Here is a 25,441-nt window from a genome sequence, read left to right on the forward strand (position 1 = left end):
CATGAGCGTATTTATTATGAGTGCATCGGTTAAACAACTGAGGGTCTTTGAAGCGACAGCCCGACTTGGCCGATTAAGCGCCGCTGCCGAAGAACAAGCCATGAGTCAGTCAGCAGCCAGCCAATCACTTAAAGAGCTTGAATCCACATTCAATTACCCGCTATTCCAACGCGTAGGCCGTGAACTTATGATCACTGAGGCCGGTCGAGACATGCTACCCAAGGTCAATCAAATCCTGCATTTAATAGATAGCCTCCATATATCGGGAGACGGCACCATCAGCGGCCCGTTACGTATTGCCGCCAGTGTTACCATTGCCAGCTACCTACTCCCCCGCCTACTAGCAGAATTTATCCAGCAGTATCCAGAGGTAGTACCTGACGTTAAGATAGAAAATACACAGCAAGTTATTGCCACATTAGAAAAAGGACAGGCGCATGTTGGCTTGATCGAAGGCCCTGCTCAACATCGCCAATTACAGATAACGCCATGGCACCAAGACAAACTAGAAGTGTTTTGCCACACAAGCCACCCTCAGGCACAGGCTGGCCAAATATCCCTGAAACAAATAGAGCAGCAACGCTGGATATTACGTGAAGACGGCTCAGGCACCCGCCGAATCTTTGACACCGCCATGCAAACCATAAATATTCAGGCGCAAGTAGCCTTTGCATTAAACAGGCAAGAAGCCATTAAACAATCCGTTAAAGCGGGGCTAGGCGTGGGCTGCTTATCTCAACTCTCTATTGTTGAAGAGCTAAAGGCAGGCAGCTTAGTTGTGCTTAACAGCCCTTTGGAATTAACACGGCGCTTCTCTCTTGTTACTCAGCCTTCACATAACAATCGACTAACCGAAGCATTTATAGAGTTTATTAAATCGCAAACTCAATCTGTTTAAAAAAACCTAATCAAAAAAACATAAATCATGTGCGCCAAAGCTTGATAGAGAGAGTCATTCCAACGCTCAGCGACGTTCCCTCATTATACACATTGCCATTACCGCAAAGGCTCACGACTGCGGTCCTTCATCCACAGCATCACCGCAAATGCCAGGAGAGATCCCACCACGAGCATCCCAGCCGGTGCAACGGTAAATCCGGAAACATCAATCAGCCAGGTGGCAAACATCGGGGTGGCACCTCCAATGACTCCCAAGCCCAGATTATAAGAGACTGAATAGCCAGACAACCGATCGGCTGGTGGGAACAGTTCAACAAACATAGCGGGAGCCGACCCCAGCGGTACCGCCAGAATAACCACCATTATGGTCTGGACAATGATCGCCCCCCAGATGCCATCCTCCAACAGCCATGTGTACAGGGGAATGGCTAACAATGCCGAACAGAGCATGGCTCCTGCGATAAAGTGGGTTCGTCGGATAAAGCGGTCACCGAGCCACCCCGAGACGGGTATAAGTAGCAGTAACAGCAAAGTCCCGCCGGTATTGATTTGCAGTGCCTGGTGTCTTTCCATACCTGTCTGGTCGTGCAGCCATTCGGGCAGATAAACCAGCGGAATGTAAAACAGCACGCCATAAGCGGACGCGAAAAGAGAGGCTTGAATCATTTCCAAACGATTGGTAGTGAACGCCTGAATCAGCGGAGACGTCTTCGGGCGCTTTCGATCATGGCGCTTGAAATGCTGCGATTGCGGCAGGTTGCGTCGTAAAAAAATTGCTACGCCGCCAATGAGTCCGCCCAGTAAGAAGGGAATGCGCCAGCCCCAGGAATTTACCTCGTCCGCTGTCAACAATCCGGTTAACAAAGCAGCAGCTCCGGCACCTAGTAACATACCCACCATGCTACCCGTATTGGCCCAACTTCCCGCGTAGCCACGCCGGCCATCCTCAGCGGTTTCTACTAAGTAGGTAACCGAACTGCTGAATTCACCTCCGACGGAAAGGCCTTGAACGAGGCGGATGATAACTAGCAACACCGGCGCCCAGATACCAATGGTTTCATGCGTTGGCAATACGCCGAGAAAAACGGTTGGCACCACCATCATGATAACGGAAATCATCATAGTTCGACTGCGGCCAATCGTATCACCTAACCAGCCGAAGACTGCCGAGCCGAGAGGACGCATTAAAAACCCGGCGGCAAAAATACCATAGGTGGCAATCAAACCTGCCGTTTTACTTTGCTCAGGGAAAAACAGGACGGCAAGAATTCCCGCCATGTATCCGTAGAGTGCGAAATCATACCACTCAACGACATTACCAATAAATCCGGCCAGCAACGCTGTCCTTTGTTTTCCAACGACCATTAACGTTTCTGCCTTTTCTCTTAAGTATCTTTATTGACAGTGCTAAAGCTTCAAACCAAAGCGAGGGCTCACTTTTTCACTGAGGGGAGAAAGGGTTAGGGACTTGTGTTTTGTCTACAGAGCAAAAGAAAAGACGTGATGAAAAGATGCGCGTTTTGGAACGATATCGCCACAGCGTCATATGAAAGCCCCTCAGGCAGAAGTTATGCAACCATCTAGTCTGCTTGCCACCATCGACTTTATGTAGCAGCAGATCAAAAAGCGGCTAAGCTTTTGATCTGCTACCAGCGACGTATTATAAGCTTCTCAATGTAAATCAGTAACATTATTCACAAATCGATCAAGCTGCTGTTTCAAACGCTCGTTCTCTTTGAGTAAGGCATCTTTTTGCTGCAGTAAATCGATTACTATCGCAATCGACACCCAATCGATATCAAGATCATGATATAGCCGGATCGCTTTCTTCATCCAGTAAACGCTATTTAATTCGAAAATCCAGTCATTAACATCATTACCTGCGAGTGGTTCCGCAATCCCATACTCAACCACTTCAATCAGCATGGTTTCGGTTATACCTTCTTGCACACACAACTCTTGCAATGAAACTTCCAACTCAATATCAGACATTTTGTTTCTCCCATTCATTTCTGGGATCAAAAGCCGATATATCAGACAGCGACTGCCACAACGCTTTTGATTCTTCGTTAGTATATTTTGGTATTACAATTTTGAAGATAACATACAGATCGCCAGTGCCATTTTTCATAGGCAAACCCTTGCCTTTAATACGCAACTTTTGACCCGACTGGCTATTGGGGGGCACACTTAAGCTGATCTTGCCTGTCAGGGTAGCTAAAGTAACTTTTGCACCCAATGCAGCTTCCCAGGGAGCAATGGGCACAGTTATCAGTAAATTATGACCCTCTACATCGAACATAGGGTGAGGTATAAGACGAATATGTAAATAAAGATCACCGTTAGGTGCATCTCCCGGGCCGGGTGCGCCTTGCCCCTTTAATCGAATCCGTTCACCATCAGAAACACCTTTGGGTATTTTAACTTTCAAGGATTTTTTGACTTCCGTTACCTGACCATTTTCAATGGCCGGCATCCGATACTCAATGGGCTTGGGTACATCAGAGAGAAGCTCTTCAAGAAACACCGGCATTTCGACCTCAACATCCTGACCGCGCGCGGCAGTTTGCTGGAAATCACTATAACCTTGAAAACCACCACTTCTATTACCAAAGGCAGAATTAAAAAAGTCGGAAAAGTCACCCTCAAATTGGCCGTTACCTGATGACGCGCTTCCGCCTCTTTGCCGACCTGACGGCGTTTCAGAACCTTTACCATGCGGCCCCCCATAGCGACGCATTTCATCATATTCGGCACGGCGTTCGGCATTTTTTAATACTTCATAAGCCCCCGCCACTTCCTTGAATTTTTCTTCAGCGCCCTCTTCGGGATTAACGTCGGGATGATATTTACGAGCAAGCTTACGATAGGCTGTTTTAATGCTTTTGGCATCTGCATCGTGCGCGACCCCAAGTATCTTGTAATAATCTTTAAATTCCATAATACCTTCCAGATATGCTAATGCGTCCTATAAAACACTATTCTGACGCCATTCCTTTCAACACTATAAACCTATCTTTAGCGGTATAGCATGTAATAATCTTAGGCTTATATGTACTTGGTCATGAAAATAAAACGTAACGGATGGATACACCAATTTTGCAAACACCAGAACCCTTTCCAACACTATAAGGCCTCGTGCTTCAACTAAGTATTTCCAATGATGCTGACGATATGAGCAGAGCCCAAACACTGCGTAAAAATTTTCGCGTTAATTGCTTTCGTTAGCAGGCGTTGTTTCTACTATTTGAATCTGTGTTTTACTCTCTAAATTAAGCTTATACATTTGATAAGCTCCATACGAAAAGATAACGACCAGAAAAACAGTGGTAATAATAATTCTTGAATTTTCTACTTCAGGAACTTCATCACTAAGCCCTTCTAACTCTGAAGGGTGATATAGAGATCTTGGGCTCCATATTGCGATCATAATAAAAGCAAAAACTATACTTAGAAATGTATGTATTGCGTAAATAAATGCGTCTAACTCTCCCATCAAACCCGCTGAAAGTGAAAAAACAGCATTACAAATGAGCATCGCCAGCCCAAACATACTTAAAGGGGAACGCAAAGAAGAAATAATAGCCGGATAAGCCTTTAGATCTGACGTATTGTTTTCTTTATTCACCACTTCATCTTTACTCATTTGTATACCTCCTAATGGTCTGCTTATCAGGACTCTTTATAAATACTAATTTTAATAAAAAATCACACTGAGTAAATAAATAGCATTTGCTAAAGAACTACTCAATGGCAACTCCTCATACCTTTGATTCATCCGCGAGTACATGCTAGTTAGGCGCCATAGTCCTAGAACCATAGCGGCATACCTATTGTCGATCAATACCTAATTTATGAGCAGATAATGATTAGCTTTTCGAGCCGCCTTTGCAGGCTGGTGAGGGCATCACTACACCGTTTTTCTTCTGCCACTCTTCCTCTGTGTAAAGATGCATGGCTAAGGCATGAATGGGATTTTGTAACTCATCCGCCAATATTTTATAAATCATCTGATGACGCTTAACTAAGCCTTTATCGACAAACTCTTCTGACACCAGCAATAGTTTAAAGTGACTCTCTGCGGCGGGTCCGGAATGCATATGGCTTTCATTAACGATTTGTAATTCAGAAATAGCCAATGCTGCATGCAATTTATCTTCAATAATCTGTGCGGTACTCATTTTATTTCTTCACCTCTTTTGACACTTGTTCATCCGCAAGATCAGCCTCTCGCTGTTCTTTTGCCAGTTTTAGAAAGTGTTTATGTATTTTACGCGTCGCTAACCATACGCTACTGATAACAACAGGCACAGCAATGCCGAGTGCCAGATTCTTATTAAAATGTAAGCCGCTGTCATGCGCCGCTTCCATCATGATTTTAATCAAGCCAACGGCGTAATAACTAATAGCCGCGACCGATAATCCTTCTACGGTATGCTGCATCATTAACTGAATTTTAGAACGCCGATCCATGGATGCCAGCAATTGCTGATTTTGCGCCTGAATGGATAACTCGACCCGTGTCCGCATCATATCAGACACCCTATCGATACGTTTTGACATATCTTCAAGACGCTCACCGACGGATTGGCAGGTACGCACTGCTGGCGTTAAACGCCGCGTTAAAAACTCGGTGACGGTTAAATGGCCAGACACTTCATCTTCACGCAGTTCAACCAAGCGTTGTAAGACCAGTTCATGATATGCCTGCGTCGCGGTAAAACGGAAGGTGGTTTTGGCCCGATAATCCTCAACCCGCGCCGCTATAAAGGTTAGCTCAGACAACACCTCTTTCTCATTGATAACATCGCGCTCTGAAAGATGCTGAGTTAACTCGGCCAGTTGCCGATCCATCGCCCCTAAATGAGGCGCACATTCTCGCGCCAGCGGTAAAGAAATTAAGGCCATCAAACGATAGGTTTCAATCTCCATGATACGTTGTGCCAAACGGCCCAACTGGCTGTCACTCATGCGTTTATTGCATATTAGAAAGCGACCGAAACCATCGCTGTGTAAGCGTAAGGTTGTCCAGACGCGGGCATCCCCTTGCTGAGGGCTACTACCCACCAGCCGCATTCCTTCGAAAAACTGTTTTACCCTCGGTAACATCACATCATCATCGGAATCAGACGCTTCAACCGACAAATGAAATGCAGTAATCACTTCACCTGGCATACTCTGCAACCATGCGTGCGGCAAAGCGGCCACACCCGTAACGTCAAACGGATCAGAATCGGCGGGCACATCAAAGTTAATGAAGGTGTAGGTCGTAAATTCCAGATGCTTTTCGCGACGAACTCTTAATCCTCCCAACTCATACTGAATACACACCTCATCATGCTCGGGCGGCGTTACGCCAAAAGCAGTAAAGAGTGTTTTCAGATGTTCAAATTGCTCCTGTCTCTGGGTGTCATCACATAAAATGGCCAGATGCGTAACACGGGCGGGGCTGGGAATGACCTGAAACGGCCGTGAATGCATCTCTTCATAGAAGGCTTCGCGTAGGGGATGGAACCTCATTCCCTGAGAGATATTCTGTAGCACTTCATTATTCATGCGTTATCACCGCTCATTCGGTCAAATTTTCTAACGGGGCGAGTAACAACACCTCATCAGATACATCAAACGTCATTATCTGATTCGTACGCTCAAACCATTGGCAGAATAACTCATACGATAAATTTTCAGGCCAATGATCTCCAAACTCATCCCACGCTGCCAGCTCATTTTTAAAGATCATTTCCCATGAGTGCTTTAATGCCTCTGCAAAATCAGCTTCTTCATCGACTTCATTAATAAGATAAACATTGCCTTCTTTACGCAGCTCCTCCAATGAGGTGGGCACGCTAATTAATTCGCTATCTAAAGGTAAACCAGCAATCCATTCAGCAAAAGGGATCCGGGCTAACAAAGTAATGGCGGATCTGTTCAATAGTTTCATAATGCGTTGGTTACCTATTCTCTTTATACTCTGGGAAAAAATGATACTCTATAATGATGCATATTCCTGTTCTAAATCAATTAGAAACCCGTACTGAATGGATCTCTTTCTTTAGGAGAGAGCGGTCGTACGCTTATCTTAAAACACCGCTATGCCTGATAGATTTTCAGACCACCTATTTACAGATAACCCTGTTGACAGAAGATATGCTCGATGGACGTCAGGCTACAAAATTCAGCCTTGGATCAAAAAGCAGCATCGAGCCGGTATGGAAACTAATCAAAGCCTGTAACTGGCAGCTAACCGCCATTATTCAGGGGCTTGAAGCACTCTCTTTCAGCAGCAATGCGCGCGATAATACTTTCCCTGGTATAGATCGCGATCTGAGTGTCAGAAAATTTTTTGCAAAAGATAAACAGTTATTAGCACCGTCGCTGATTGGCTCTTTAGAGCCTCTCTGCTCGCCTCCCGAGCTTTGGTGCATAAAGGACATCTGCCGATTACTGAGTCATCAGCAGTTTACTCATACTGAATTTATGCCTGATCCTGCAAAACCGGCTCCGTTAAGAAGTATTTTACTGCGCCTGCTGGACTCAGCCTCTGACTGGTCGATTTCGGAAAAGGGAGTCTCGGAAAAAGGAGGCACTATAATTCTCAGCTATATGGACAAAAACATTCTGGCCATTGATCCCTCTTTCAAAAAGCCAGCCCCTCGATTAAAAAGCCAGTCTCTCATTTAAAAGAGACTGGCTAAAAAATCAGACCGTTTCCAGTGCCGCCTCATACAAGTCGTCTTGTTCCATCAGTTTACGCGGGGTATCCGAGTTCAATAACTCTTTACCCTTCGCGGTAGGAAACTCCACATCAAGATCCACTACACGCCCATCACGACAGACATTGATGATGGTATCCATACAGGAAGATAGCAGAGAGTATTTTTCATCCGGTGCCGCAATAATAGTCTGCAGCCCCAAATCGGTCATAAAGCCCAATGACGTCATGGTATTTTCCGAATCCAACTTGTTAAAGGCTTCATCAAATACCGACAAACTCATACCACCTACGGCTTTACCATCAGGCCCTTCTTTAAGCCGGTAAGCCGCGCCCATCGCGGCTGCCATGGCCACATAGAAAGGTACCTGATGCTCACCCCCTGAACCGGTTTTAATACGCTGTGTTAACGTGGTTTTACGGTTGCCATTGAGATCTTTAACCACCAGTTCAAAATTATAAAAGTTACGATAATCCTGAAGCAGACTACTTTCACCTTCATCTTTCAAAACATCATGGATTTTAGACAACGCATCCTGATGCGGACGATCTTCATCGTATTTGAGATCGAACAGCGAGCCGACATTGGCCTGATCCAGGCGCGTATAGGCTTCTACCAACTCAAGAATATCCTTCAATTCCGGGTTCGGCATCATCTCAAAACTGTACATTTCTTTGTGAAATGGACGATTTTTAAGATGGTTATTCAGCTCGCGAATCAGATCTTTGATGTTATTGATCTGATCATTCAGATGGGCAACAAAGTCAGAACGGAACGACGCTTCAGCCTCAAGGCGCGCACGCTCTGCTTTTAACGTGTACAAGGCCAGTTCAGAGTCAGTTAACGCCTGTACTGTTTCGTTAACGTACTGTTCAAGCTCTTCGTGTGTTGACTCAGGTCCGATTTTATCCAGTCCCTGATGACTCATACCGCCGCCATGAAATTTCGCTTTATAGTTAGCGATGGCATCCCGGACAGAGTACTTTTTCTTCTCGTGAAGCGATAATTCTGCCTGCGCTTTTTTAGCCGCTTCAAAAATAATCCGCTCTAACTCTCCGCCACAACTCTCGTCAAGATAATCACGTTTTTCCTGCGCCGACTGCGCATCAAAGTCCGCTTTTACCGCGCACACATTACGCGCGTCAGCATGCTCGGTAAGCTCTTGGGTAAGCACTTCCAGCGCCGCCGAATCCTTTATCATATGGGTACGGATGCGCTGCAATTTATCCATCAGCAGCTTGTTTTTCTCTCCGGCTACCTTTTGAGCCTCAGCCAGCTCAACGATACGCTGCTGAATACCCGTGTCATCATGATTACGCATATCGGTAATGGCCTGACGACAACCCTGAATATCAGCGCTTAGCTGCTCGCGCTGTTGTACCAGATCAAACACTTTCTCAGTGGCACCGGCCAGACTTGTGGTCAAATTGATCAGGCTATCTCGTAATTTCTCCAATGATTCATGGCGTTTTCCGAGCGTCGTAAACTCAACCATCATCTCATCGACTTGTTTACCCTGAGTTGCCAACTGATCACCACGACGGCGAATACCCATAATCGGCGATAATTCATTAATAGACGTCGTTGAGCCTTCGGTTTGCAGCATGCAATCGTAGGTTAATGCACGCTCCTGACGTAGTAACTCAGTCTCGGTTTCGACGGCAATCACGCCACCCAGGGCGCGATTCATATACGCTTGTGCGTGTTCATTGTCGGTATCAACAAAATGCGCCAGCGACTGGGGTTTATTACGATTTAACCATTCGCCCGACTTTGTCGTATTAATGATACGACAGCCTTTCAAGTGACGACCTTTGCGACGATACAAAGTAATCGCTTCTTTAACACGATCAGGATCAACAATCAGTGCTTCACGACGAGCACCCAAAAAGGACTCAATGGCAATACGCCATTTATCTTCATTGATATCCACCAGCTCACAGATCGGCGTGGATTCAATACCGTATTCAGCCAAAAGCTCCATCAAATCACGGGTATTATGGCGTACCGGTGCCCGCCCTTGCTTGAGCTGTTCTACTGCGCCCTTCTGATTCTGAATATTGGTACGCAGTTCGTTGATACGAATGACCGATTCTTCAAATTTACGACCGATATCGCGCCTCACAGAATCAACACTCTGCTTAAGCTGATCAAGCGTGTTATCGACTTCAACCGGCTCTGGCGGCCAGACATCGGCCATCATATCCTCACCCGAACGCCACAAGGCAACAGAGTTCATCACTAATGGGCGAAAAGATTCCGGTAATAGTTGTTCATAATTTGAAAACCCAACCGTAGTTCTCAGTAAATTATAAACATTCTGAATTTTATCTTTAACCACACCTTCTTCATGCAGGCGTGCAGTGATCGAATTTTCCAACGCTTTAATCTGATGAGCGGCGTTAGTGTTATTCAACTGTGCGCGCGCATCGGCAAGGCTTTGCATCACATTGCTCATCTCTGCGCTGTGATTTTCTAATTCTTTCTGTGCGCCGCTTTCTTTTTCCTGATTACTTTCAAGTCGCTCTTGAGCATCTTCTTTCTTCAGGTCGGCATTATCAAAACGAGTTTCATGTACAACCCACTCATATTCGACCGCGTTTTTTATATTGCGCTGAATCCCCTTACACTGCTCCTGAACTTTTTCCAACTCGGCTATGCGATTGAATACTTCACGCGTTTTCTGCTCCATTGCACGGTATTCGTCCAATGATTTACGAAAGGCACCAACGTGAACAATCTTTTCATCCAAAACAAATTCACGCACGAATCGGGTGGGGCTGTCGATGGGGACGAAACGCAATGCACTTTTAAAGTTCTTAATGAATTTTTCATCATCATTAGGCATCTGTGGGTCATGGCTCAGCGTCGCCGTCACATCACGTATAAACTTACTGGCACGCTTTTCCAGAATCATCTCCGGACATTGTTTCAGCAACTGATCGCGTACCTGTGACCACGCTTTTGGCAGGCGACCATCACCCTCACGTAGTGAGAAGTCATCTAGCCCTACTGAAAAATCAGGCAAGATAAAACGCCCTAAAATCTCTTCATCAGGTGAAGCTGTCGATGCGCTAATTGCAATGCCGATACAGGTTTCTTTGGCCGTCTCTGTATCAAAAAAACTGAGCGCCATATAGGTCAGAGAATCTTCCCTCAACATGGCCTTTTTGCTGCCGTCATCCAGATAACCCAGACAATAGGTGCGCAAAGAACGCTCGCTTTTTTGGCCTGCCGATGCGTTAAAACTCATATGGCGCTTATGCCCACCCATCAAAACTGTCTGGATAGCATCCAACAATGCCGACTTACCCGAGCCATTGGGACCGACAATCGCCACATTTCCTTTGATAGGTATTTCAACAGCACCCAGCACATACCAGTTAACCAGGACTATACGATTAAGCTGTTTCATCTGCATCCGCCTCTTCTGCTTCTGTCAGGGCATCACGTGTGTCTGTATCACATAACGCTTCGAGCTGACCGATGTAATCTTCGACAACAACCTGACGAATCGTCGGTTGAATACTGAATGGAATATTTTTCGGCTCCATTTCATTAGGCTTGCCCCGCTCAATCACACCATGACGAGCGAAGAGCGATAAAATTTCCTTCATGCGGGTTTCATTCGGTATCTCTTTACCCGTTAAGTTCTCATATAAAGAGAGTAAATCATTAATCGTGGTATAGGCCTTACCACTTTCCACTTCAAACTTTTCCAACTTCTGCTCATATTGTTGGCGCATACATAACAGTAGTAATGATTCGTCTAAACGTAGCTTTAAATTACGTTCTTCAGCTTGAGGAAGGATACCAAGATAGGCTTCATCCGGCTGATACAGGAAAGACCAGCCAATGGCTTCAAACAGATTGGTAAAATAATCGATATGTGAGGCTATCAGGAAATAACTATCCCGGTGCGATGAACGATCAGCGTGTAAAAACTGACTGGTCAGCAACAAATTAGCAGCACGCGTAAAATCCGCTGCTTCATACTGATCACTTCGGCCGATTATTTTTTGCAGATCACCAAGCATTAACGTTTCCTATAAATAACAAAATCACGACACTCGACCATTCCGGCAACCTGAGTGTATTGATCATTAAACTGAATATTGAACTGCTCTGCCGTTTTTTTGGCTTGCTTGCCCAACGAAGCTAAATGGCGGATATAGCTAAAGCAGATGTAGTCTTCGATGCTATCAATTTGGAATTCATCCGCACGTAGCGATTCTTTTTGGATCAGATGGCGATCAAGATACGCATCAATGCGATCGATCCTAACCTCACGTCGCTCTTTAAACTCTTTGAATAACTGACGCAGCTGAAGCGCTTTCGGATCAATGATTTGCTGATGTATGACGCGTGGCTCATTCTGAATACGTCGTTTAAAAGGCGAACGCACACTGGATGGCGAGATAAACCCTACTTCTTCTAAGTTTGTAATAACAGGCAGCGCGGGGTTTGTAGCGACTTTGGTAATCAATCGAGATAACCTCGATGCCATTCCAGGTGTTGTTTTGTCCATATACCGTATGGTATCAGCTACCCGTTTTTCAAGGCGATAACGGAAATCATCGATGGTATCAAGACGTTTATCAACAGATTCAAAGATACGCATAATACGGTTAATATGCAGATGAACCATCGCTTCAGCATCGTCATAAGTAGATTCAAACTGTTCCTGATAATGCACGGTCAGTTTATCCAGTTTGATGCTATCAAACTGCAAATCACGTAAAAGTGAGATAATTTGTCGACGAAACCTGAACGGATTATTTTTAGTTTTCAGCGTTTTGTAGTCTGACACAAGAATCTTTTCGACAAACCGATCAAAAAAACCGCGTACCACTTCCTGTGGGCTTTCTACGTTTGACAAACTGATTCTCAGCTCACGTAACCCCAACATCATATCGGTCAGATGCGCACTGAAATCGGCTGCTGTTTGCGCTGCTTCCGACAGCGTAATGCCACGCCCTGCGGGATCATTCACAGCAGACTCTAAAGAGCTCAGCACGTTAAGTACAGCGCCGCCATAGGAACGTTTCTCAAGTTTGGAGATAGAGACAAGCGAACGTAACAGAAAACTGATCGAAGGAGACATCAGCACAAACGTGCGATAAATACGCTGTTCCTCTTCCAGCCACCCCGTTTGAACCAGACGTCGATAGATACGGTTGGTGTATTCTGCCGTTGAACGCGGCAACTCACCTGCTTCGGAATCATCTTCTTCCGGTTCCCAGCGCCGGACGCCTAAACGCACCACAGCATATTCAATGGTCGAACGTACCATATCCTTAGGAATAAAAGGATCAACCAGATCCTCATCAAAAAACAGATCAGCCAATTGCAAAAGAACGGCGTGATAAATATGTCGGTTCTTACCCGAAAGCGGTAAAAACAGGTCATCAGGGAGCTTGTTAAAAAGCATTCAGCATCCAATACGAATTTATGCTACTTCATTAATAAGCAGCACTTTGTTATAAATTTGGCTTAGCAGTGGATTTTAGCCCAGCTGGACCTGACAAATAAAGGATCTGATAAATAAAGATTTGACGAATAAGCTACTGTAAAAACACAAAAGCCCCGGTTCGAAAACCAGGGCTGACAGTTACACACAGAGTTAGCCTCTATTGTGACCCGTATTTGTTATATTTCCAGCTTATGAGTCATTACCGGTTTATGAATCATTAGTAGTCGCTTCAATTTTATGAATACTAAGATCAGCACCGTTAAACTCTTCTTCTTCACTCAAACGTAAACCAACAACGGCCTTGATACCACCATAGACAATCGCCGCACCGACGACGGCGACAGTAACACCAGCAACCGTACCTATTATCTGAGAAGTCAGGCTAACGCCTCCCAGACCACCTAAAGCTTCGCTGCCAAAAATACCCGCAGCAATCCCACCCCAGACACCACATAAGCCATGCAAGGGCCACACACCCAGCACATCATCAATTTTCCATTTATTCTGCTGTAGCGTGAACATCCAGACAAAAATAACACCGGCGATAGCACCCACCACTAACGCACCAATAGGATGCATCACATCGGAACCCGCGCATACAGCAACCAATCCAGCCAATGGACCATTATGAATAAAGCCAGGGTCATTCTTACCGACGATTAATGCGGCAATAATACCACCGACCATCGCCATCAGAGAGTTCACCGCCACCAACCCCGAAACACCTTCAAGTGTTTGAGCCGACATTACGTTAAAACCAAACCAGCCAATCGACAGGATCCAGGCTCCTAAGGCTAAAAATGGAATATTCGACGGTGGAAAAGCCACCAAACGCCCATTACGATAACGTCCTTTACGAATTCCCAGAAACAACACAGCCACCAGCGCAATCCACCCACCCACTGCATGTACTACTACCGAGCCTGCAAAATCATGAAAACCGGCGCCAAAAGAAGACTCTAACCATGCCTGAAAACCATAATTCCCGTTCCAGATAATCCCTTCAAAAAGCGGATATACAAAAGCGACAGTTAATGTTGATGCAACAAGCACCGGCCAGAATTTAGCACGCTCCGCTATGCCTCCTGAGACAATCGCAGGAATAGCGGCAGCAAACGTCATTAGGAAGAAGAATTTAACAAGCTCATAACCATTACCAGCGGCAAGCGTTTCCGCATCCTGAAAAAAAGTAACGTCATAAGCTATCCAATAACCAATAAAGAAATAGGCGACAGCAGAGAAACCAAAATCCGTCATGATTTTAACCAGCGCGTTTACCTGATTCTTATGACGTACGGTACCCACTTCAAGAAAGGCAAATCCGGCATGCATGGCAAACACCATGATGGCACCCATCAAAATAAACAGGGTATTGGAGCTTTGAACTAGCGTCTCTACAGCACTATTAACATTATCCACAACTATCTCCTAAGTTCATACTGACGCATACATTACTGATGCTCAATTATGGTGCGCTTTCTTATATTTCATCCCAAATAGGTGCAGAATTTTAATAATCGGATTAATTATCATTCTTAGAGTAGATATAAATACCCAATAAGCTATTGATTATTAATGGATATAAAAAAACAACCCAGTTTGGTGCAACAAAGCGCCTATGAGGCGCTTTGCTTCGCACTAAAATACAGCATGAACTATGCCAAAATTCACTGCAGCCGTGAATTCACACTCACTTAAGGCCAGCGTATTTCAAAGCAGCTATGGATACGCGTATTCCGCTTGAAGTCAGGATCAATTGTTTTCGCGGTAATTTCACGAATATCAAAACCCGCCAACAACTCATAATCCATTTTAAAGCGGCGATAGTTATTTGAAAAAATCAACACGCCATCCTTGCGCAACAAGCGCATAGCCAACTTAATTAAATCAATATGATCACGCTGCACATCCAGCACATCCAGCATTTTCTTAGAGTTAGAAAAAGTAGGAGGATCCATAAAGATCAGGTCATATTCTGGCTTACGTTGTTTTTTCAACCAACTAATACAATCCGCTTCAATAAAATGATGTGCTTTATTATTGAAACCATTTAACGCCATATTTTTCATGGCCCATTGTAAATACGTAGTTGACATATCAACACTGGTCGTCGATTTTGCACCACCAACCGCCGCATGCACACTGGCCGATGCGGTGTAACAGAACAGGTTTAAGAAATCCTTACCGGCTGCCATTTCCTGAATCTGGTGACGTATGGGTCGATGATCCAGAAATAATCCGGTATCCAGATAATCATGTAAATTGATGCGTAATCGGCAACCGTGCTCTTTCACCTCGAAAAACCGGCCGACACTCGCCTGTTTACCGTATTGATCACTACCGCTTTGTTTTTTACGCTGCTTCAATATAATGCGGCGTGGATCAACGCCTAAAGCTTCGGGTATGGCCGCCAAGACATCTTTAATACGGTCAAACGCTTTTACTTTATCGATTGATGCGGGTGCAGCATATTCCTGTACATGCACCCACTCTTTATACAAGTCGACAGCCACAGCATATTCTGGCATATCCGCATCATAAAGACGGTAACATTCAATCTCTTCTTGCTTGTGCCACTTTTTAAGGGCTTTAAGGTTTTTCTTCAGGCGATTAGCAAACATCTGTGCGTTGTCGCTCAGCGTGCCTGCTTCTTGCTCATCATCATGTTTTGCTGTGGTAGCCCGGTCTGTATACAAGGTATAAAGAAACAAGCGCCCATCTATCGGGCCATTATTGAGACTGTATGATTTATCCGCTTTAAGACCCACCACCTGGCAAAGATCTGGATTCCCGGTAAATATGGCCGCTTTCCAACCCGCAAAATCCTGTTTTAGTGCATCCCCGATATGACGATACAAAAACATGAGTTCCTGACTTTCGCCCATTCGCTCCCCATAAGGAGGATTTGTCACCATCAAACCAGGCGCATTCTCAGGCACGACCATCTGCTCAACGGATGCTTTCTTAAAGCTGATCAGGTGATCGACCCCTGCTCTTTCAGCATTATCTTTCGCCAGTACAAGTACTTCAGAATCCTGATCATAGCCATAAAAACGCGTGGTTAACTGAGCCAAACCGGCTTCTTTACGCTGCTCCGCTTCAGCAAGCAGTGACTCCCACAATTCCGGCTGGTGCTGCACCCAGCGCTCGAAGCCAAACTGCTCACGCAATATACCTGGCGCAATATCAGCCGCCATTAATACACCTTCAATCACCAATGTGCCGGAACCACACATAGGGTCGAATAAGACAGGATGATCAACCGCTAACTCAGGCCATTGAGCTCTGCGTAAAATAGCGGCCGCCAAATTTTCTTTTAACGGGGCCATACCGGCGCGAATACGATAACCACGGCGATGCAAACTGCCGCCGGAGAGATCAAGCGATAAAGTTAACTTGCCACGATAAATATGAGCATGTACACGCAGATCAGGATTTTCGCGGTCAATGCTGGGGCGCATCTGCGTTTTATCTCTAATTTGATCAACAATGGCATCTTTAACTTTTAAAGCACCGAAGTGCGTATGGTTGATCGCATCAGTTTTACCGGTAAAGGCAACCAATAAAGACGCTTCCGGCCTCATATGCTCCAACCAGTCAACCGACTGTACCGCATCATAAAGCTGATCGGCTGTTTCTACATTTTCTTCGGCAATGGGTAGTAAAATACGGTTAGCTAGCCGCGACCACAAACACGCTCTATATGCCTGCTCTAGTTCGCCATAAAACTCAGCGCCCGTCGCTGTTAGTTTGACGTCAGCAGCACCTAATTCGGTTAATTCCGCTACCAACAATATTTCTAGCCCTTTAGGACAGGTCGCAAAAAATTTCATTTTTTTTCCAAGTTATGTATACCGTCTGCAAAAAAACAGTCAGATCAAGTAGTTACGCTTACATCGATAATAACATTCAATCGTTCTCAGCATCCCGTGAATTTTTTTCATGCCGTTTTTCTACAGTAATGAACGTATCTAAGCTGCTGATAGATCACCTTTTTTGCAGGCGCTTACTATCAGAAGCAATAAAGTAATAGATAATTTTAATCGCACTAACACACTATTTTCGTTATCAATACAGGTGTGATGAGCCAAATGATGGAATTTATCACAGTATCAGTGAATATCCAGCCTCAGGATTCACGTTCTCATAATAACGAAATATAGGCACTTTTTTATGAAGAGACAAAAACGAGATAAGGCTTCAACTCTTTTCAACCGGGGCTTCCAGGCCGGCTTAAGTGGGAAATCTCGCGACGACTGTCCTGTTAAAGTTATCGATTTGCGCAGCCACTGGATGAGTGGATGGCGCCAAGGTCGTGAGGCTCATTGGAATGGAATGGCAGGAGTATCAGCCATTCAGGCTCACCCAGCATTACATTGATGCTGTACCCCTTTTACAAAAAATTAGGCTCCTCATATTGAGGAGCCTTTTTTTGTCATTGCATGTGCTCTTAACCATCACGCCTTTAACTATCGCGTAAAATAGCGATCAACTTCATAAACCAGCGGTCGTCTATACGTTGTGTAACGCCTGTATAGCTCTAACAGAATCACTGACCAAAGTCGGACCTTTATAAATAAAGCCAGTGTAGACCTGAACAAGGCTAGCACCCGCCTCAATCTTCTCAGCGGCATCAAAACCTTCAGTAATGCCACCCACGCCTATAATAGGCAAGGCGCCATCCAATGCTTTAGATAATACGCGTATCACTTTAGTCGATTTATTGCGTACAGGCGCACCACTCAAACCACCGGATTCAACTTGCAAAGCTGAGTCTTCAACACCTTCTCTGGATAGCGTTGTATTGGTTGCAATAACTCCATCCATTTCATAGGTTTTTAATGAATAGGCAACCATTTCAATCTCTTCGTCTGTCATATCCGGCGCAATTTTTACAGCGATAGGCACATAACGATCATGTAAATTCGCCTGTTTGGCTTGCTCATTTTTGATAACTTCTAACAAGGTATTCAATGACTCGCCAAACTGTAATGATCGCAATCCGGGTGTATTGGGAGAAGAAATATTGAGTGCTATATAGGAAGCGCGTGAATAAACCTTACGTAGGCAGTATATGTAATCATCGTTCGCTTTTTTATTGGATGTGTCTTTATTCTTGCCTATATTAATCCCCAACACTCCCTTGTAACGAGCGCGATCAATATTAGCGAGAAGTTCATCCACCCCGTGATTATTAAATCCCATACGATTAATAATCGCATTATGTTCGGGGATACGGAATAAGCGCGGCTTGGGATTACCTATCTGCGGCCGTGGCGTCACGGTACCCACTTCGATAAAACCGAAGCCCATCGCCGCCAAGCCATCAATAGCTGAACCATTTTTGTCCAAGCCTGCCGCCAGACCTACTGGATTAGGAAATTTAATACCCATGACTTCAACGGGCGCATCAAGCTTTTCGGCACCCATCAATGACGGTAATCCGATGGCCGCCGCCATATTCATACTGCGTAATGCAATATGATGTGAGCGTTCTGCATCCATACTGAACATAAGGGATTTTGCCAAGGTATAAAGCATAACCAGACCGTTTTAAGAAAAAGATGACTGCATTATAACGATGCTACGCATGTTTTACATCCTGTCATCAGATTCAGATTCATATTCGATCTATTGTTTTAAATTTCCCATGCAAATCAAACACAATTTTAAAACTACCGGCTATTCCAGTGTGCAATAAAAAGGGCTGGAGAATGTCAGCGGGGAAACGCACGCTTCGCCCATCGCGCGCATGGGTACTTACCATACAGCCGGGTATACGGTACTGTTTTATGTATTCATCGGGAGATATACGGATATCTACAATAATTTCATTCATAATGAGTTTGTCTTGCTTCTCTATAATGCCAACATTGTACTGTGAAATGCACAAAACCGTGAACTATAGATTTCTCAATTTATAGGCTGATTATTTAATTGCGCTTATACGAGAATCTAACTCAAATGGGGACCAAGTCATTGATATAACAGGTTGCTTCATTAATAATAAATATTTGCTCATCTACTTTCAGTCTGGATCACGATAACGTCATGCGAACTTTTCTACTTCTATTTGTGCTACTCGCTTCGCCTGTACATGCCGAGGTCAATGCTTACTTAAACAAGTACAGTATTTCAACTCAGGAAACTGTCCGTCTGACGATTGAGTCAACTCAACAAGGGCAACCACAAAGACCTGACTTATCTGTACTGAACCAGGATTTTGATTTACTGGGTATCAAACAAATGACAATTTCGAGCCTACAAGCGGGCTCAAGACAAGCAACCACTCGCTGGCAAGTTCTGTTGCGACCTAAGCATGCGGGTCAAATTAAAATTCCAGCGCTATCGGTAAATGGTGAACAGGCGGACCCTTTATTAATAGAGGTAACAGGGCTTCTACCGAAAGAAATCACAAATCAAAGCACACCGACTGTCGACGGGGAGCCCCTTTTTATCACGACAAGCATTGATCATACTGAAGCCTATGAGGGTAGTCAGCTCATATACAGAGTCAAATTTTTCCATAAAGAGCCATTAAATAAGAATGCTGTTTTGTCTGACCCCTTCTTAAATCAGGCACTTATTCTGCCTATTGAGGAGATAAAGAAAAGTGAGATAAAGATCAAAGGGCAAGCGTACTTTCTGGAAGAACGCCGCTATGCAATTTTTCCCGATGAGCCTGGCACTCACTTTATTGAACCACCCTTGTTTTCAGGCACCTCAGCCAGCGATCAATATTTTGAAACACAAGGCAATGAAATTGAAATTGCCGTTATTCCACGAGCAAATACAAACTCACGGGGTTATTGGCTTCCTTTAAGCACTCTTCAGCTGGAAGAGTCAATCGATCAACCTGCCGTACTCGCACCTGGAAGCTCACTTATACGAAAGTTAACACTGACCGCGCATGGGTTGCCTGCGGCACGTTTACCCTCCTTATCAATACTAAAAAATGAACTCGCCGATCTGGAACTCCTGCAAACCGATCTTGAAGAAAGTTTTGATGAACGCGGGCTGGTGAGCCGCCGTATTGAGACCGTTAAAGTCACGATGAAAGAAAGAGGGGAAGTCACGCTCCCACCCATTGATATTCACTGGTGGGACACGTATGAAGACCAGAGTAAAATTGCCTCGATTCCCCCTCTTATTCTCCATGTAAACTCGCCAACTCATTCAACAAGCCCGCTAGTTCCAGCAAAGAAAGCAGTATCGTTTGAATCGACTTCTGCACCTGAATCACCCACATCAGATATCCAATCAACAACTCCTACTCAACAACCCCCTAGCCAACAGATCCCACTCATTGTGTTTTTGGCAACCGTGAGTATCATTTCATCGTTAGGATGGCTCTATACTTATAACGGCTTGCGCAAAATGAGAGTGAAGACACAGAAAAAACGTGAAGCACTCACTGAACGCCAAAATGAGAAAAAGATACACGCTCATTCCCTTGCAGAAAAAAACACCTTTCAAGCACTCGCTATGGCATGTCAGCAAGACAATGTCGATATTAGCAAATTACGTTTAATTGAATGGGCTCAGCACTTTTGGCCCGACACGCTTATTCAGACGTTGGAAGATATCAGCCCCCTTACCCGAAACAAGACATTCGATTTTCTTATTATTGATATGGAACAACATCTATATTCAAACGAAAAATCCTTATGGCAAGGCGATCTTCTTTTACAGGCAATAGAAAAACTTCGACTACGCCGCAACAAAGGCAAGATATAGTAACAGGAAGCACGTATGACCTTTCAGAGACATCAAGCGTTACTGAGCCGTATTGGTTTCGGTGGCGTAAGCGATCAAGAGAATAATCGTGCTAAACGCTGGTCCCGACGTTTAGAAGGGCCGATGATGCTGGTTGCTCTCTGGATTATTGTCGATTGGTATTTGCGTGAAAAAGGCTTATCGACCCCTGCCATCACTTTTCTTACTGACTGGTTTATCTGGATTTGCTTTATCGTAGAATCCAGCATCCTGCTAACACTGGTCGATAACCGCAGACAATACTTAGCTGACAACTGGATGAACATACTGATCATCCTGGCGGGCATACCTATCATCTGGGGTATGGAAACCTTCTATGCCGGTATGCTCAGAAGCCTGAGGCTTCTGATTATGTTCGGCATTTTCCTGCGAATTTCTACAGACGTACGCTCAGTATTATCTCGGCATAATTTAGGAATGACGCTCTTTATCAGTTTTCTGATCATGCTTTTTTCAGGATTTATGATATCCGGAATTGATCCTGCTTTCGAATCACCCCTGGATGGCATCTGGTGGGCATGGGTTACTATCACAACGGTCGGCTATGGTGATCTGGTGCCTAGCACCACCACAGGACGCCTGTTTGGCGCACTACTCATTTTAATGGGTATTGGCTTGTTCTCAATGCTCACCGCGAGCTTCTCTGTATTTTTCATTGAGCAGGATGAAAAAGTGATGATTACCCGGGAAGATGAAAACATTCGCCGTATTACTCGCATAGAATCTAAATTAGAGCGCATCGAAAAACAACTGGAGAGAACGCTGGAACAACTTAAAATCCAGAATACTAACTCTCAGCCTAAAGAACCGAGTGCAACGCCTCTTCAAGACCGGGATAAGTAAATTCAAATCCTGCATCCAGTAAACACGCGGGGTAAACCCTCTGCCCTTTCACTAACAACTCACTCGCTTCACCCAACATTAGCGACAACATAAACTCAGGTACTGTCAGCCAGGTAGGTTTATCTAATACGGCACCTAAGGTTTTTGTAAAAACTTTATTGGTAACCGCATTAGGTGATGTCACATTGAAAACGCCCACCAGCGTTTCATGTACCATTAAAAACCGAATGGCGGCTACTTCATCCTCTAAATGTATCCATGACATCCATTGCTCACCACTACCGATAGCCCCCCCTAATCCAAACTTAAACGGTGGCAACATTTTAGCGAGAGCGCCGCCACCCGCACCTAAAACGACACCCGTTCTTAGCAGACAAACCCTCGACCCCAATCGCTTCTGAGCCTCTAATGCAGCCGCTTCCCAGTCTCGACATAAATCATGAGTAAACCCGATGACCGGATTACTCTTTTCATTCAAGGGCGCACCACCTTCATGGCTCCCATAAAAACCAATAGCAGAACCGCTGATAAAAAACGCCGGACGCGCATCAGCCATAACCAACTGCTCAATTAACTGCTCGGTAAAGTCAATTCGACTTTCCCGTAATAATTTTTTACGCTGTGCATTCCAGCGTTTATCAACAATAGGCTCACCTGCAAGATTAATAACCCCGTCAATAGGCTCTTTTATAAGATTCACGTCATTAAGACTAACCGCATTAACACCCGGCCCCAGAAGCCCCATGACTTTTTCTGGCGAGCGCGAAACAACCGTGACCTTATGGTTATCTTCCAGCAAACTATGAACTAACCGGCTTCCGATGAAACCAGTTCCTCCTGTCATCAGATAATGCATGTAATACTCCTTTGGCTAAAATATTGGTGCAGGTATTTTGAGTCTATATACGCTATCCTCTCCCCTTTAGATTAATCGCTAGATACAGGAAAGGTAAAGATGTTTACAGGTATTGTGCAGGGGCTCGCTGAAGTCACCGCGCTGAACAAACGCGACAACTTTATGCAACTGCACTTAAAACTGCCGCAAATCCATGCCAACAACCTGCAAACCGGCGCTAGCATTGCCGTTAATGGTACGTGTCTGACAATTACGGAGTTTCATGAGAACAACGTACAGTTTGATCTGATACATGAGACGCTCGATGTAACAAACCTTGGTCAGCTGGACGTCGGGGATAGGGTCAATTTTGAACGTGCGGCCCGCTATGGCGATGAAATTGGCGGGCATCAATTGTCGGGGCATATCTCGTCTGTCGCTACCATTGATCAGATTGAACGCACACCTGACAACTGCACGCTTTGGCTTAAGGCACCAGCGCACCTTATGCAATATCTGCTACCTAAAGGCTTTGTTGCCCTGAATGGATGCAGCCTTACTATTGGCGAAGTAGAAGCATCACGTTTTTGCATCTATCTGATCCCCGAAACACTCACAGTTACCAGCTTCGGCAACACAAAAATCGGTGATAAAATCAATCTGGAAGTTGACCCGCAAACACAAGCCATTGTTGATACCGTCAATAATTATTTAACCAACCGTAACCTTTAGAAAGTCGCAGAACTATTACTTATGAACACTTTTGAATACCTCAGACAAAGTTTTTACTTTTTCAAACAGAATTTTTCAACCATCGCTAAGATACAACTACCTTTTCTTTTACTTCTTAATGGCCTGGCATTATGGCTGGACATTAATACCAGTGAAACTGACGATTTAAAACAACAAGCGGCTTACCTTTCTATTCTCAGCCTGACGTTTCTTCCTATTTATTGGGGAGGAACGATTTTATTCATGCAGTCAACACTCGATAATGCCCCGCTCTCTGCCAGCCAGGCAATTATTGGCAGCCTGTCATTCTGGCGCACCCTGCTTTTCACATTTATCCTGACCTCCATTGCTGTTTTTGGAGGGCTTCTGTTGCTCATATTACCCGGACTTTATATCGGTGTACGGTTAGCTTTTGCTGACTACATCTGCGTTTTAGAAAATCAATCTGCTATGGATAGTCTAAAACAAAGCTGGAAGGATTCGGCTGATTACTTTTGGAAACTGCTTCCGGGGTTCGCCATTCTCTTTACAAGCATACAACTTATTCAGATGCCCATTGCACATATGCTTTCTACGATGGAAGACCGGAGCCTGATACTGGAGTTACCTATCATTGCTTTGTTCGACCTTCTCGGCGCTCTGATTACCGTATTTGGATTCCGGATGTATTGCGTCATGCGTGCAGAAACAAGACCACACACATTCGATCCGGCCGATAAAAAACCAGACGAGCTTTCTGATAACTCTTCTGATGGCTCTTCTGATGGCTCTGATCGATAAGGTAAATTTTCAATCTATAAATCAGAAAAAAGTATATATACCTTTTTTGTGTAAATATTGAGTACAAATACGGCTAATAATTATGACTCAAGCGATATATCATTATGTATCTCACTCATCAATTTACGAGCAGCCGTATGGTGTCAGAGAAGCGAGAGCCACCTGAAAAAAACATAAGCATTATGCTGCTCGATCCGCATGGTGAATATCTCAACTGGTCAAAATTGCTCAAACAAACCGGCAGAGAGTGGGAAATTTTCTGCATAGATGATCCAGACACGCTTATTTCCCGCCTGGAAATCAGACATTATGATGCCATAATGCTGAGCAGTTCAGTAAAGGACTATATTGAGCTAAGCGTGCTGCGTCGGGCACAAAAAATCAGGCCAGAGACATTACGCTTCCAATTAGGCGCGAAACTTGAATTCCCCAAAGAAATGGCACTCACACTGGAATTAACGCATCGCATTTTTCCAACGCCTTCTGCGACAGAAGAGATTGCCCAAACAATCGAATACTTACTCAAAGTTACCCGTCTAATAAACCGACCGGCACTTAAACGCTACATTAGCCAGCAACAGAAACTTCCCGCAGTACCTCAGATATACCAAGATCTCACGCAAGAATTAAACTCTGATTCAACCGATGCCAGAAAAATATCTGCGATTATTGAACGTGATCCAACGCTCAGCGCCAAAGTAATACAACTGGTGAACTCCTCCTTTTTTGGTCTGCCACGTCAAATCAGTCATATAACAGAAGCGGTTTCAATGATTGGTACCCGCATGCTCAGTGGGCTGGCATTATCCAACCAAATCACAAGTACTTACCCTCCTCATAAAAACTGGAAATACTTTTCATTCGAGAAAATAAATAAAAGATCTTTATTGGTTGCACGATTAGCGCGTGATATATGCAAAGATGCAGGCGCTGATAAAGGCATTACTGAGCAAGCCTTTTTAGCGGGTTTGCTACATGATGTAGGGATTCTGGTTATGGTTTCTCAAGATCCTGCCTCGTATCTTAAAGTTCTGCAATATGCAGTCAAAGAGGAAAAACTTTTACATGTTGCCGAAAAAAAAATCACCGGCGTTTATCACGGTGAGGTAGGTGCCGCGTTGATGGCACTTTGGAATATCCCGACGTTAACCGTAGAGGCTATATTATTCCACCCAATCCCCCAGTTATCTGAAGATAATAGCTTTCAGCCATTAACTGCTGTACATGTCGCCGATGCACTTATCCCTGCGGCCTGGCATAGTAAAAACACTAAAATGAATAGCCAGTTGTCTGAAGCCTATATAGAGAGAATCGGCCATATAGGCGATTTGCACCGCTGGAAACTCATTGCTTATGACTATAAATTACTGATGCAATCCAACTAAAAAA

At 44.6% G+C, this 25,441-nt stretch carries 23 protein-coding genes; 8 read left to right on the forward strand and 15 right to left on the reverse strand.

Translation table 11 applies throughout. The features are described from left to right. Position 1 precedes the first annotated feature (1 nt). Complete coding sequence (locus tag Nant_RS19325) at positions 2 to 898, forward strand: LysR family transcriptional regulator (protein WP_238377198.1); 897 nt, start codon at positions 2 to 4, stop codon at positions 896 to 898. Between the two features lie 98 nt (positions 899 to 996). Here Nant_RS19325 and Nant_RS19330 read toward each other — a convergent pair whose 3' ends face one another. From Nant_RS19330 to Nant_RS19360, 7 genes are all read right to left on the reverse strand, one after another. Then, positions 997 to 2,265 carry an MFS transporter gene (locus tag Nant_RS19330; protein WP_054343326.1) on the reverse strand — a complete coding sequence of 423 codons (1,269 nt, stop codon included), beginning with the start codon at positions 2,263 to 2,265 and terminating at the stop codon, positions 997 to 999. A gap of 306 nt (positions 2,266 to 2,571) precedes the next feature. Continuing rightward, positions 2,572 to 2,892, reverse strand: coding sequence for a chaperone modulator CbpM (locus Nant_RS19335; protein WP_054343327.1), 321 nt, complete (start codon positions 2,890 to 2,892; stop codon positions 2,572 to 2,574). Then, positions 2,885 to 3,841 carry a DnaJ C-terminal domain-containing protein gene (locus Nant_RS19340; RefSeq protein ID WP_054343328.1) on the reverse strand — a complete coding sequence of 319 codons (957 nt, stop codon included), beginning with the start codon at positions 3,839 to 3,841 and terminating at the stop codon, positions 2,885 to 2,887. The genes Nant_RS19335 and Nant_RS19340 overlap by 8 nt, the downstream gene beginning before the upstream one ends. Before the next feature lie 270 nt (positions 3,842 to 4,111). After that, positions 4,112 to 4,546, reverse strand: coding sequence for a hypothetical protein (locus Nant_RS19345; RefSeq protein WP_054343329.1), 435 nt, complete (start codon positions 4,544 to 4,546; stop codon positions 4,112 to 4,114). 223 nt (positions 4,547 to 4,769) lie between these two features. Further along, positions 4,770 to 5,081: a BolA family protein gene (locus Nant_RS19350; protein WP_054343330.1), complete on the reverse strand. Its 312-nt coding sequence runs from the start codon at positions 5,079 to 5,081 to the stop codon at positions 4,770 to 4,772. A gap of 1 nt (position 5,082) precedes the next feature. Then, positions 5,083 to 6,456, reverse strand: a complete 1,374-nt coding sequence (locus Nant_RS19355; protein WP_054343331.1) for a DUF3422 family protein — start codon at positions 6,454 to 6,456, stop codon at positions 5,083 to 5,085. A 13-nt stretch (positions 6,457 to 6,469) separates the two neighbouring features. Continuing rightward, a complete protein-coding gene (locus Nant_RS19360; protein ID WP_054343332.1) occupies positions 6,470 to 6,841 on the reverse strand; it encodes a hypothetical protein in 372 nt (123 codons plus the stop codon). Positions 6,842 to 6,894: 53 nt separating this feature from the next. Between Nant_RS19360 and Nant_RS19365 the strand changes: the two genes are divergently transcribed. Beyond that, entirely contained in the window at positions 6,895 to 7,581 is a 687-nt protein-coding gene (locus Nant_RS19365) for a hypothetical protein (protein WP_054343333.1), read from the forward strand. 18 nt (positions 7,582 to 7,599) lie between these two features. On the opposite strand, the gene Nant_RS19370 is transcribed toward Nant_RS19365, so the two are convergent. From Nant_RS19370 to rlmKL, 5 genes are all read right to left on the reverse strand, one after another. Beyond that, entirely contained in the window at positions 7,600 to 11,028 is a 3,429-nt protein-coding gene (locus tag Nant_RS19370) for an SbcC/MukB-like Walker B domain-containing protein (protein ID WP_054343334.1), read from the reverse strand. Beyond that, complete coding sequence (locus tag Nant_RS19375; protein WP_054343335.1) at positions 11,015 to 11,650, reverse strand: DUF4194 domain-containing protein; 636 nt, start codon at positions 11,648 to 11,650, stop codon at positions 11,015 to 11,017. Before Nant_RS19375 ends, Nant_RS19370 begins: the two co-directional genes overlap by 14 nt. After that, positions 11,650 to 13,044: a Wadjet anti-phage system protein JetA family protein gene (locus Nant_RS19380; protein ID WP_054343336.1), complete on the reverse strand. Its 1,395-nt coding sequence runs from the start codon at positions 13,042 to 13,044 to the stop codon at positions 11,650 to 11,652. The genes Nant_RS19375 and Nant_RS19380 overlap by 1 nt, the downstream gene beginning before the upstream one ends. A 249-nt stretch (positions 13,045 to 13,293) precedes the next feature. After that, positions 13,294 to 14,505: an ammonium transporter gene (locus Nant_RS19385; RefSeq protein ID WP_054343337.1), complete on the reverse strand. Its 1,212-nt coding sequence runs from the start codon at positions 14,503 to 14,505 to the stop codon at positions 13,294 to 13,296. A 275-nt stretch (positions 14,506 to 14,780) separates the two neighbouring features. Further along, positions 14,781 to 16,919, reverse strand: a complete 2,139-nt coding sequence (gene rlmKL, locus Nant_RS19390; RefSeq protein ID WP_054343338.1) for a bifunctional 23S rRNA (guanine(2069)-N(7))-methyltransferase RlmK/23S rRNA (guanine(2445)-N(2))-methyltransferase RlmL — start codon at positions 16,917 to 16,919, stop codon at positions 14,781 to 14,783. Positions 16,920 to 17,259: 340 nt separating this feature from the next. Between rlmKL and rmf the strand changes: the two genes are divergently transcribed. After that, complete coding sequence (rmf, locus tag Nant_RS19395; RefSeq protein WP_054343339.1) at positions 17,260 to 17,466, forward strand: ribosome modulation factor; 207 nt, start codon at positions 17,260 to 17,262, stop codon at positions 17,464 to 17,466. Positions 17,467 to 17,598: 132 nt separating this feature from the next. Here rmf and Nant_RS19400 read toward each other — a convergent pair whose 3' ends face one another. Continuing rightward, a complete protein-coding gene (locus Nant_RS19400) occupies positions 17,599 to 18,627 on the reverse strand; it encodes a quinone-dependent dihydroorotate dehydrogenase (RefSeq protein ID WP_054343340.1) in 1,029 nt (342 codons plus the stop codon). Positions 18,628 to 18,706: 79 nt separating this feature from the next. Beyond that, a complete protein-coding gene (locus Nant_RS21165) occupies positions 18,707 to 18,925 on the reverse strand; it encodes a DUF2835 family protein (protein ID WP_076495957.1) in 219 nt (72 codons plus the stop codon). A gap of 212 nt (positions 18,926 to 19,137) precedes the next feature. Here Nant_RS21165 and Nant_RS19405 point away from each other — a divergent pair, with 212 nt between their 5' ends. Together Nant_RS19405 and Nant_RS19410 are read left to right on the forward strand one after the other, a co-directional pair. After that, positions 19,138 to 20,823: a BatD family protein gene (locus tag Nant_RS19405; protein WP_054343341.1), complete on the forward strand. Its 1,686-nt coding sequence runs from the start codon at positions 19,138 to 19,140 to the stop codon at positions 20,821 to 20,823. A 15-nt stretch (positions 20,824 to 20,838) separates the two neighbouring features. Next, complete coding sequence (locus Nant_RS19410) at positions 20,839 to 21,705, forward strand: potassium channel family protein (RefSeq protein WP_054343342.1); 867 nt, start codon at positions 20,839 to 20,841, stop codon at positions 21,703 to 21,705. Here Nant_RS19410 and Nant_RS19415 read toward each other — a convergent pair. Continuing rightward, positions 21,662 to 22,561 (reverse strand): TIGR01777 family oxidoreductase, encoded by a 900-nt coding sequence (locus tag Nant_RS19415; RefSeq protein ID WP_054343343.1) that lies wholly within the window; start codon positions 22,559 to 22,561, stop codon positions 21,662 to 21,664. The two genes, Nant_RS19410 and Nant_RS19415, sit on opposite strands and share 44 nt — an antisense overlap. Positions 22,562 to 22,660: 99 nt before the next feature. Between Nant_RS19415 and Nant_RS19420 the strand changes: the two genes are divergently transcribed. The 3 genes from Nant_RS19420 to Nant_RS19430 all read left to right on the forward strand — a co-directional run bounded on the left by Nant_RS19420 (position 22,661) and on the right by Nant_RS19430 (position 25,437). Then, on the forward strand, positions 22,661 to 23,272 hold the full coding sequence (locus Nant_RS19420; RefSeq protein WP_054343344.1) for a riboflavin synthase: 612 nt from the start codon (positions 22,661 to 22,663) through the stop codon (positions 23,270 to 23,272). Positions 23,273 to 23,293: 21 nt separating this feature from the next. Next, complete coding sequence (locus Nant_RS19425) at positions 23,294 to 24,052, forward strand: YciC family protein (protein ID WP_054343345.1); 759 nt, start codon at positions 23,294 to 23,296, stop codon at positions 24,050 to 24,052. 137 nt (positions 24,053 to 24,189) lie between these two features. After that, positions 24,190 to 25,437 (forward strand): HDOD domain-containing protein, encoded by a 1,248-nt coding sequence (locus tag Nant_RS19430; protein WP_162224960.1) that lies wholly within the window; start codon positions 24,190 to 24,192, stop codon positions 25,435 to 25,437. The last annotated feature ends 4 nt before the right edge of the window (positions 25,438 to 25,441 follow it).

This window comes from Neptunomonas antarctica, assembly GCF_001305295.1.
Taxonomy (GTDB): domain Bacteria; phylum Pseudomonadota; class Gammaproteobacteria; order Pseudomonadales; family Balneatricaceae; genus Neptunomonas; species Neptunomonas antarctica.